The sequence below is a fragment of the Streptomyces sp. NPDC089799 genome (assembly GCF_040684755.1).
Lineage (GTDB): Bacteria > Actinomycetota > Actinomycetes > Streptomycetales > Streptomycetaceae > Streptomyces.
Genome location: NZ_JBFBGR010000028.1, coordinates 87,819 through 97,865, shown reverse-complemented (window position 1 = coordinate 97,865; position 10,047 = coordinate 87,819). Strand labels below are relative to the sequence as shown.

At 68.5% G+C, this 10,047-nt stretch carries 7 protein-coding genes; 2 read left to right on the top strand and 5 right to left on the bottom strand.

Going from position 1 to position 10,047, the window contains the following annotated elements; genetic code table 11:
• The first annotated feature begins 501 nt into the window (after nt 1–501).
• Together AB0O36_RS27135 and AB0O36_RS27130 are read left to right on the top strand one after the other, a co-directional pair.
• Nucleotides 502–960: a hypothetical protein gene (locus AB0O36_RS27135; RefSeq protein ID WP_365114820.1), complete on the top strand. Its 459-nt coding sequence runs from the start codon at nt 502–504 to the stop codon at nt 958–960.
• Between the two features lie 213 nt (nt 961–1,173).
• Nucleotides 1,174–3,645 carry a Helicase associated domain protein gene (locus tag AB0O36_RS27130; RefSeq protein WP_365114819.1) on the top strand — a complete coding sequence of 824 codons (2,472 nt, stop codon included), beginning with the start codon at nt 1,174–1,176 and terminating at the stop codon, nt 3,643–3,645.
• A gap of 69 nt (nt 3,646–3,714) precedes the next feature.
• Here the strand turns inward: AB0O36_RS27130 and AB0O36_RS27125 are convergent, their stop codons facing one another.
• The 5 genes from AB0O36_RS27125 to AB0O36_RS27105 all read right to left on the bottom strand — a co-directional run bounded on the left by AB0O36_RS27125 (nt 3,715) and on the right by AB0O36_RS27105 (nt 10,010).
• Nucleotides 3,715–5,010 (bottom strand): hypothetical protein, encoded by a 1,296-nt coding sequence (locus AB0O36_RS27125; RefSeq protein ID WP_365114818.1) that lies wholly within the window; start codon nt 5,008–5,010, stop codon nt 3,715–3,717.
• Between the two features lies 1 nt (nt 5,011).
• Entirely contained in the window at nt 5,012–5,911 is a 900-nt protein-coding gene (locus AB0O36_RS27120) for a hypothetical protein (RefSeq protein ID WP_365114817.1), read from the bottom strand.
• A 499-nt stretch (nt 5,912–6,410) separates the two neighbouring features.
• Entirely contained in the window at nt 6,411–7,637 is a 1,227-nt protein-coding gene (locus AB0O36_RS27115) for a hypothetical protein (RefSeq protein WP_365114816.1), read from the bottom strand.
• A gap of 1 nt (nt 7,638) precedes the next feature.
• Nucleotides 7,639–8,082, bottom strand: a complete 444-nt coding sequence (locus tag AB0O36_RS27110; RefSeq protein ID WP_365114815.1) for an ATP-binding protein — start codon at nt 8,080–8,082, stop codon at nt 7,639–7,641.
• 281 nt (nt 8,083–8,363) lie between these two features.
• Complete coding sequence (locus AB0O36_RS27105) at nt 8,364–10,010, bottom strand: Mu transposase C-terminal domain-containing protein (RefSeq protein WP_365114814.1); 1,647 nt, start codon at nt 10,008–10,010, stop codon at nt 8,364–8,366.
• Nucleotides 10,011–10,047 lie beyond the last annotated feature (37 nt).

The following is a 10,047-nucleotide window of genomic DNA, read 5'->3' as shown; positions in this document are numbered from 1 at the left end:
CGGTCCATCCCGCAGAGCCCTCATCCGGAGCTGAGGAGATGGGTCCCCACCGAGTGGACCGGCGGCCATGCCGCCGGCCCGGGACGCGGAGCGGGGCCCCCCGCGCTGCGGGCTGGGGAGTGAATGCCCCGCGCGTTGCGCGGGGCAGGGAGCCGGTCCGCGTTGCGGACCGGGGCGCGGCAAGCCGCGCCGGCGGTCTCCGCTTCGCTCCAACCGCCTGGAGTGAAGGCCCGGCGCGTTGCGCCGGGCAGGGGTGAGCCGCGTTGCGGCTCAGGGGCGCGGCAAGCCGCGCCCGGTGGTCTCCGCTTCGCTTCAACCACCAGGGAAAAACAGGCCGGCAAGAGTGGGGTGGTGGGGGCTGGTGTGTTGCGGCCGGGGATGTCGCAGACTCTGTTTGGCGGTCTCCGGCCCGTTGCTGTTGTCTTCGGGAGCCCTGTGTACCGGCAGCGGTGTGCGGTTTGGGTTTGTTCAGCCGGCCCTGCGGCGGGCACGCTGGATTTCATGGCTGACATGACCGGACCTCAGATGCGGTTGCGCTTCAACGACTTCATGCCTGATCCAAACGACCCGGACATCATGCGCAGGGTCGTTGATATCCAGGCGGACGTGATGACCTTCGAAAACGGCATGGCCATTCTGTGGCTGCACGGCACCGAAGTGGGTTCGTTCCCTTTGGACGCGCTGAGGGAAGCCGGGTTCACCCCCAGCCCTGCGCGCGCCGTCCCGCAGCCCGACAACCGCGCCTACACCGTGGAGCAAGTCCGCAAACAGCACGGCAACGCCTACCAGCGGTGGACTGAGGAAGACGACCGGCAGCTCCTCGAACTCCACGCATCGGGTCATGACGCAGATGCCCTCGCCCGGCACTTCTCACGCCAGCCCAGCGCCATCCGCGCCCGCCTGGCGAAACTGGACACCGAGCCCCAGGCGTCGCAGCCGTCCGTCACTCCGCCCTTTTGAATCCGCTCCCGCACTGGACGTGGGGGCCGGTGTCCGGGAAGGGGCATCCGGTGGGGTGCGCTGCGGGAAGGCGTCACCGCTGCGGAGGTGTGAGGGGTACAGTCAACAGTGTGCATCACGAGATGATGTGCTGTGTAGGATCCCGAGGGTCTGGCCACTCCCGCCCGGCGGGCTGTTTCAGCGGAGCGACGAATGCAGGAACCTGGCAGAATCATGCTCCGGCCCCACCAGGAAGAGGCCGTAGAGGCCATCGTCCGGGGGCTGGATATTCCACCCGGAAAGCGTATCCCCGAGGCCGGTCTGCGCGCGACGGTGGTGGCCGCGTGCGGGACCGGGAAGACGTTCATGGCGGCCGCGGCCGCCCTCCGGCTCGTGCGCGGCGGGCGGGTCCTGGTCCTGCTTCCGACCCTGGACCTCCTCGCCCAGACCGCCCGGGAATGGCGCAACGCCGGCCACACCGGGCCCGCCGTCGCCGTGTGCTCACTGCAGGACGACCCCCAGCTGTGGCAGCTCGCCCTGCGGTCCACCACCTCCGCGCCGCAGCTCGCACTGTGGCACGGCCGCGGCCCCGTCACCGTCTACGCCACCTACGCATCCCTCCCCGTCATCGCCGAAGCACACCGCGGCGAGTACGGACTGCCGATGGACATCTTCGACCTGGTCGTCGTCGACGAAGCACACCGGACCTCGGGGGCGGCAGGGAAGGCCTGGGCGGACGTCCACCACCAAGAGGTCATCCCCGCCATGCGCCGGCTCTACATGACCGCCACCCCGCGGGTCTGGCAGGAACGGCCGCCGCGCAGCCGGCGGGAGGAAGAGCTCTACGAGGCGCAGGCCGCGGTCGTGGACGAGGAGACGCCTGGCCGGACACGGCGGGCCTGGGACCGGCTCCCGAAGGAGATGGCCTGCTCCATGGACGACGAGAGCGTGTTCGGGCCCGTGGTCTACGAGCTGTCGCTCGCGGACGCGATCACACGGGGACTGCTGGCGAAGTACCAGGTCGTCGTGGCCGAACTCGTCGACCCCGTCGTCACCCCGGACCGGCTCCACGGCGGGGAACGCTACGAGGAGCAGCTGCGCGGCCAACGGCTCGCCGCGATGCAGACGACCCTCCTGGAGACCATGGCCACCCACGACCTGAAGACCACCATCACCTTCCACCACCGCACCATCGAGGCCCAAGCCTTCGCCGAAGGACTCCCCCGCGTCGCCGCCCGCCTCCACGCCACCGACCCCGAACGGCACCCCGCCACCCTGTGGACGGGATGGCTCCACGGAGGACACGAAGCCGAACACCGGGCCGCTGTCCTGGCCGACTTCGGACGGCGGGCAGGGCGCGCCGTCATGGCGAACTGCAAGGTCCTGGGCGAAGGCGTCGACATCCGGGCCGTGGACTCAGTAGCCCTCATCGACCCCAGAGGATCAGCCGTCGACATCGTCCAGGCCATCGGCCGCGCCCTCCGCCAGAAACCGGGAGAAGGGAAAACGGCCACCCTGATCGTGCCGGTGTTCCTGGCCGCAGACGAGAACCCCGACGACATTCTCTCCTCGAAATCATACGGGCCTTTGATTCGGGTACTGAATGGGCTCCGGGCGCACGATGAACGCGCCGTGGAAATGCTCGCCATTCCACAGGAAGCCCAGAAACATGTCGTAGCACCGTCGCTCCCGATCGGCGAAGCCCCCGCCGACGGAGAAGACGAGGCACGGCTGCTCCTCCGCTTCGCCGCCCCACGCGACCCCGCACTGATCGCCAAGTGGATCAGCTACCAGATCTTCGACACCGAACGCGCCGACTGGCGCCGGGGCATCGAGGCTGCATGGCGGTACCGCGAGCGCGAGGGCGGGCTGGACGTCCCCTACGACCACGTAGAGCGTGCACACCCGCTCGGGCGGTGGCTCTCCGACCAACGCCGCACCTTCCGCGCCGGGCAGATGACCGGCCAGCGGGCCGCCGAACTGGAGGAGCTGGGGATCGTGTGGGACACCGCCGACACCGCCTTCGAAGAGAACCTCGCCGCCGCACGGGCCTACTACGAACAGCACGGCACCCTCGCAGCACCGCGACACGCGATTGCGCTCGACAAGCCGGTCGGGCAGTGGCTCACCAACATCCGCCGGCCCGGAGGACTCGGCAAAAACCCCGCACGCGCCGCACGACGGGCCGACCAGCTCGCCGCCATCGACCCCGACTGGAACCCCGGCACGCTCGGATGGACCATCGACTGGCAACGCCACCACGCCCACCTGCAGCAGCTCCTCGCCGAGGGCGCACTGCTCTCGGCGATCGCCCCCGGGGTCACCCGACACGGCAACGACATCGGCCGCTGGCTCACCACCCAGAGACGCAACTACCACCAGCTCAACACCGAACAGCAACACCGCCTCGCCGAACTCGGCGTCACCGCGGCGCCCACAGGCGCCCGTACAGCCGCAGCGAAGCCAGGCACGACCACCACGACCGGGCGGACCGCGGAAGCCTTCCACAAGGGCGTACAGGCCCTCACCCAGTACATCGAACGCGAAGGCAGCGGCCTACCCGGCCGGGCCCACATCGAACGGCTCCCGGACGGAACCGAACACCGCACCGGCGTGTGGCTCGCCAACCAGAAACAACGACACGACCGACTCCACCCCGACCAGCTCCGCGCACTCGCCGACCTCGGAGTCCAATGGGCGCAGTAGAGCAGCTTCGGGCGGGGCAGAGTCTGCGGGGCTCTGGCGCAGCCGCGTTCCGTCTGGGAACGTCGGTGGCTATCCTTTCCACTCCGCAATGTCGTACACGGCCCGCCCGTCCGGACCGGAGCCTGCGATGTGAGCCCAGGCAATGTACTTGCCCTTGGCTATGATCTTGCTGTAGCCGCCCTGGCTCCCGAGTTTCCAGAGTTTGCCTGTGACGAGGTCGTAGACGTATTCGCCGGGGTCGCCAGAAGCGCTGCCGTTGCCCCAGGCGATCAGGGTGTCGGTGGAGTACAGGTGCATGGTGGGCGGGCCGACATGGCCGAGTTTGACCGTGACGGCAGTGCTGGCCTTCACATCGAGGATGTGGAGCAGAGAACTGTGGTCGGGGCCGGAGATGACCCATGAGATGTGCCCGGCGGAGACACTGAGGGTGGAGAGGATCTGGTCCTTGGCCAGGGGGCCGGAAACGACCTGGCTGTCACGGCCGGCGGCGTCGCGCTTGCGGATCTCGAAACGGTCCTGGGCAAAAGAGGCGTCCACATCGCCTGACCGGACGTAGTAGAGGTCATCGCCCTGGACCCGCGGCAGTTTCGCGTTGTCGACGGCCGTGGTGAGTCCTGCGCGACCGTCGAGCGAGTTGGTCATGATCTTCGCCGAGATCGGCGTGGTCTCGGCATCGGTCAACGGGTAGGCGGTCTCCCAGTACGCGCGCTTGTTCCCAGCGGTGACCGCGTAGCCGCCGGCCGGTGGGGGGATGCGGTTGGAGACGGTTGCGGAGTCGCCGAGGAGCACGGTGGACTTCGAGGCTGGGTTGTAGGCGAAGACACACCAGTCGAGGTTGTAGAGGTTGGTACTCGCGGTTTCGCTCCACACCACCGTCCCGTCCCGCTCCGTCGCAGCTGCCGTCTGGCGGGGGGAGCGGCCGCACTTCGTACCCGAAGCTTCGGGTAGCGGTGTGAACGATGCCTGAGCGTCGGTGATGCCCACCTGTTCTTCCGCCAGCCGGATTTCGCCGTCCGTGACGGTCGCTTTGGCGGACACGGAGGTGACTGTGGAGCCTGTGGCGGTGAGGTCCAGGACCCCGGACTCCTTGCCGTCGCCGGCAGTGTGCTTCGTGGTGTAGCGGCGGGTGCGCTGCTGATCGGTCGCCGGCGCCGCCGAGGCGGAATCAACCGTACGGACCACGCGGAAGGAAGCGGGTTTCCCCGGAGCCGCGGGCGGCGGCGGGGGTGTAGAGGAAGCCGGGGGCGACACCGGCGGGCTGGTGGGCTTGGCTGAGGGTGCCGCCCCGGGCTCCTGGCTGGTGCAGGCGGTCAGCCCGACGAGTGCGAGCACGAGGGCGGTGGGCAGCGTCAGGCTGGCGCGCATGCTAGTAGGCGTATCCGTTCGACTGGAGGAACGTGGCGGTGAAGTCACGCGTGTTGTATTCGAAGGACTTGTACACGCCCGGCCACACCGACGTCGCCGGGTCAACCCACTTCCCGTACCGGCCATCGGTGTGGTAGCCGTATGCCGCGATCCAGTGGCCGATCGTCAGGTGGTCGGGGTGGTTGTTGTATTTGCGGCCCCCCTTGAATTCGACGGTGTCGGCGGCGATCGGCTTGGCGTTGCCGCCGATGCTGTGCATCATCGTGTTCACCGCGTTGTCGGGGGAAGGAGAAGGCACCTGAACGTAGTAGCTCTCCCCGCGCCAGCGGTTGAGACCGAAGACGAACTTCTTCGAGGACCAGTCCGTCAGACCGCGGGCGTTGGTGTCCATGTGCGCGCTGTTGGCCAGGTTCTCCTGGCTGAAGGCGTCGTTGTTGTGGCGGCTGCGGATGAACCCGTCGATCATCTTGATCATCATCGCGCCGGTCGCGGGCCCGCAGTAGTAGTTACGGGCCTGCGCGTAGTGGGTGACGCCCAGGACCCGCGAGCTGGGGGCCGCGGCAGCGGAAGCGCTCGCGCCGGCCGCTTTCTTCTGCGCTGCGGTGTGGGTCAGGTTGTACTTTGTGAGGAACTGGCTTTCCTTCTTGGCGAAGGCATCCTGGCTGATCTTGCCGTCCTGGGCCTGGACCCAGGCCTCCGTGAGGGCGATCTTCTCCTTCGCCTGCTCCGAGAGCTCGATCTGCCGCTCCGGGGCAGTGACATCACCGCCCGTCCAGTTGCCCTCGATGCCCCCGTACGGCTGCTCCCCGTCCGCCGCTTGTGCGCCCGTACCACCCGCCGCCACGAGCAGCGCCGCGCATAACGCGACCGTGACGCCAGACCGGATTCCGTGTAACTTCACCGGGTTCTCCCCCTCCGCAGATGACTGCGCTAGTGGATGTGTTCCGGAAGGGAAGGCAGCCTCCACCGCACAACCGACGTGCGGGCTTTCCCCGCCGCCTCCCCCCGGAGATCACCAGGATGCAAACACGGCCGGCACAGGAGTCACAAGCTTGTTCTCGCGGGACGACCCGGTTCCGGCCCCTCCGGATGACACCCATGCAGAAAATCGGCTACTCGCGGAACTCGTTAATCCGTACCCGATTCCAGTGGTACTGAAGGTGTCCCAGAGGTGAACCGGTAAGATCGTTTTTGGGGTCGGTGGCGGCTTTCCAGCCTTCTGGAGTTGGCTGGAATATCGGCAATCGGTACCGAATAGCGAGACGGCATACTACGCACAAACCATTTGGGCCCGTTTCCAGAAAATGTTGCGATAAGTCCTACTCCGTTCTTCACGGCACTCCATGGCCAGCGACAACAGACGACTCCCCGGCGACAACCGGCCGCAAATTCGCGTGCTTTCAGCGAAGATGGCGAAGCTCGCGCAGGCCGTAGTCCGGCGGCAGCCATCCCTTCTTCCGCCGTTCGATGGTCTTCCGGGTGTGGGGAGGCGGGTACGGGCAGCCCTGCATCAGGTCGGGTTCATCCCTGGCCCACGAGAGCCCGAAGTGAGCGGTGCACACCGGCCAGATGGTCTTCTCCGTCCCCTTCGCGCTCGGGGCCGTCCCGCGCCGGCCACGACGTGGCTTGGGGCGCGGCGGCTGGGGCGGGCGGAGCTTGCAGTCCTCGGCAAAAGCCGTCAGGGACGGCAGTCCCTCGCTTCCCAGCGGATCGCTGAAGAGCGGCCCGCTGCTGCCGGCTGTGAGGTGCCAGAGGAGAGCTGCTGCCCTCAGCAGGGGGCTGGCCCAGGCGGGAACGGAGTGGGTCATGCAGCCCCTGCGCAGCCCGTGGTCGTGAAGCGTGATCGTGGAGGCGTCCGGGCCCAGATCACGGACGTGCACGGTATTGAGCTGGGTGGTGGAAGCAGCAGTGAACGCGGCCGTGGCGAGCTCGGCCGCCAGATGCGGGTGCGCTGTGGCATGGTGCAGCCGCCACGCGACCTCGGTCTGGGTGACCGGCGGCATCACCGGCGGGAAGAAGTCCCGGTCCGCCGCCATCGGCGCAGCACACCGGCAAGGACCGGCTGCGTCGTCGAGGGCCTTGAGGGTGGTCAGCGCGGGCAGGCTGATCCAGCGGTTCGCCAATGGCCGCTCTGCCTGAGGTGTTTTGCGCTGCAGGGTGGTCGGTTCGGCCTCGGGCAGCAGGGCGCAGGCTTCACCGATGCTGTGCTCCACCTGCCGCAGTTCCCGTTCCAGGAACGCCCGCATGGCCCGGTGGTGGCAGACAAGAATCAGGCGCACCCCGGTCCGTCGTCGTAACGTCAGAAGGGCTCGAAAGCGGTGCGGGGTGAGCAGGTGGGCGCGTAGCAGGGTGAGGTGGGTGATGGGTGTGGCAAGGATCCAGGCGGCCGCAATCGACCAGGCCGGGCCCGCATCGAGCGGGCGATAGCCGGTCAGGGGGACGGGCTTGCCCAGGGCAGCCAGGACGTCGTAAGCGAGTGCGATGGCGGCGTCGGTCCCCGGGGTCGGGTGCACGGTGAGGCGCCCGTGCTGCGGGGCGTGGGATGCCAGGGCCGCCCGGGTGTGGACCACGTCGTCGCAGGGGTCCACGACCACCGTGACGGGCGGAGGATTCGGACAGTCCAGCACGTCAGACCACCAGGCGGTGGCGCAGCTTGCTGTAGGACCACCGCAGCAGGTCCTCGTCCAGGACCCGCCCGGACTCCTTCATCCCGACAGTGAGATGGTGGGTGATCTTCGCCCAGGCCCGGAAGTTCCCGTGCGCCGCTTCCTGATCGCACATGGCGATCAGATCGGGGTCCGCGTCCGCCCAGACGGGGTGGAACGCCGGGATGACGGTGAGGACCTCCTCCAGCGGCATGGGTTCGATCTCCTGCCACGCGTACACGCGGGACTCCAGCATCGGCTCGCTCTGCAGCATCTCGAAACAGCCGTCCCCGCCGGTGAAGACGATCGTCAGGTCCGAGCCGGCGTCATCCCACAAGTAGCGCAGATATTCGAAACACATCCTCGAGAGCCACTGCGCCTCGTCACAGACCAGGACGTGCGTCTCCTCCAGAGCGCCGCGCAGCATCCTGTCGAACTCGATCGGCTGCCCCGGCGGCCGGCCCTGCAGGCCCAGGGCGTCAGCTTCGGCGCGAGCTCACGCAGCGAGGCGTTCACCGCCAAGGACTTGCCCCGGCCTGCCTGGCCGTAGATACAGATCATCGCCCTGGCCTCGATCGCGGCACGGATGTTCTCCCGCACCATGAGCAGGGCACGCGTGGAAACCACCTGGGCACCCGGCAGGCGCATGAAATGGTCCTCCCGCTCCCGAGGCAGGCGCCCCCTGCGTTCAGCGGTAGCCATCTGACGTCACTCCTTGCTGCCCGAACCGGGCTCGGTATCGGCTCCATCGCCTGCCGCCGGGGTGTCAGGCGCAGCCTCGGGTTGCGGCCTCGCCGCGGGCACGGGACGTGGGCGGGCCCAGCCCGCAGGCGGCTCCCGCGGCGGGATCAGGTCCGGCAAGGCTCGGGCCGCCAGATCCACCGCCTGGGCCCGGAAGATCTCGGCTTCCGCCTCGCTCGCGGTCTCCGTGCGCCGCCGGTCCGGCGCAGCCGCGGTCGTAGTGGCGGTGTAGCGGGTACGGCGCAATTTCTCGGCCGCCTTCAGGTCCGCCTTCAACGCCCTGGCCCTGCTCTCACGCACCCGGGACAGGGCCCGGCGCTGAGCCGACGTGGCGGCCTCGGCGAGATAGGCGCTGCCCAGGTGCCGACCCCCGCCCTCGGTGGAGAACACCTCGATCCGCCCGTCAAAGTGCGGCAGGTACCGCAGCCGGACCTTCGTACCGACATGGCCGGCCATCCAGTGCGCGATGTAGGCGCGGCGCCGCCAGGAGACCCCGTTCGTGGTGATCTTCCGGATCCGGCCGTCGTCCTCCAGCGCGAAGAACGCCAACCGCTCCTCCGGAACGTCCTCGATGAGCGTCGGATCCGCATCCCAGGCCTGGGCAGGGGTGCGATCGCCCGTGAGGCCCCTTGGACGGTGCTCGGTGTTCCACCAGGCCACCCAGTCCAGCAGCACCTTCACGAAATCGGCGTACGGCAGCAGGTCCTCCACCGGATCGGGTCGGTACGCCTCTGCAGGCCGGGCGCGGCGGGTATACCCGGGGAGGGAGACGAGCAGCATCTCCTCGACCGCGCCGTTAAGGGCCTCGATGGTGCCCTTCCGGTAGGGCTTGTACGCCGGCAGATCATCGACCGGAACAGCAAAGGCGCCCAACGCCCGCGACACAGCCTTCGACAAGAAGTCCTTGCCCCGGTCCACCCGGACCCGTCCCGGCAGGCCCCCGAACGGCCCGTACGGCTCCATCCGGCTGATCCCCGCCCGCAGCGCGGCCAGGACCGCGTCCCGTGCCGGCTGATGCGGGGTGACTGCCACCCCCACGATCACCTTCGACGCGACATCGATGAACCACGTCACCCACGGACACACTGCTGCCCCATCCAGGCCAACCCGGACCGGGATCCGCTTGTGATCCCCTTCCCAGCACGCATTGCGATGCGTCGGTGGACGCTTGCCGTACACGTCATACCGACGACGCGCCGCCTCACCACCCTTCAGCCCCGCCCGCTCCCCCACCGACAGGTCCTGACGCACGGCACGCTGCAGAGTACGAAGAGAAGGAACCGAGCCCGGCTCACCGGACGCAGCGGCCTCGGCGGCCAGCTCACGATGCACCGCGGCCACGTTCCCGCCCCAGACCGCCAGACGCGCACGCAGATCCAGCGTCACACCCACCCGCGACGGAGTCCGTGCGGACAACCGGCCCTCACGCCGGGCCACCGCCAACCAGTTCCACACCGTCCGGAGAGAAACCCCGAGAGCCTGAGCGACCGCACGCGCGTGCTCCGTGGCCAACTCTCCCCGGAAATCGAGTGCCACCAGGCGCGCCACGGCATCTTCACGCCCCGCACCCCGGCACCACGGCATGTCCTCGCCGGCAGAAATCCGATCGGACACCCACACACCCCCAGCCCGAACCCCGCACCATGCGGCT